Source organism: Pseudomonas tremae, assembly GCF_001401155.1.
GTDB classification, from domain to species: Bacteria; Pseudomonadota; Gammaproteobacteria; order Pseudomonadales; family Pseudomonadaceae; genus Aquipseudomonas; species Aquipseudomonas tremae.
Window position 1 is genome coordinate 1 of the sequence record NZ_LJRO01000023.1, and the last position, 318, is coordinate 318.

A 318-nucleotide genomic window follows, 5' to 3' on the forward strand; every position below is an offset into this window, starting at 1 on the left:
ATCCTCCACGGCGCTGGCGATCATATCGGTGCTGCCGAGAAAACTGTCGGTAATCAGTAACGGCCGTTTTATGCCGGTCTTCCGGCAGGCGTCGACCAGTTCATTGACGCGTCCAGCGCCTGCACGGATTGAAGTCGGGTAGTGCCAGTCGTTGCTGTGCATGTACGTAGTCCCTTGCAGGTTATTTCAGTAAAAGAAGTTGGCGGGCAGCAAACCGATCAGCAGGCGCAGACCGAAAGCGATCATGAAAAGACCGGTGACGATATCGATGGTCTTTTTCATCCGTTGATAGCGCACCTGCACGGCAGGGATCGAAAA

General features: G+C 54.4%; 2 pseudogenes. Both read right to left on the reverse strand.

What is annotated here, in order from left to right:
- Positions 1-162: pseudogene (locus tag ALO43_RS29820) on the reverse strand (iron-containing alcohol dehydrogenase); the annotation flags it as partial.
- A 24-nt stretch (positions 163-186) separates the two neighbouring features.
- Positions 187-318: pseudogene (locus ALO43_RS00555) on the reverse strand (LysE family transporter); the annotation flags it as partial.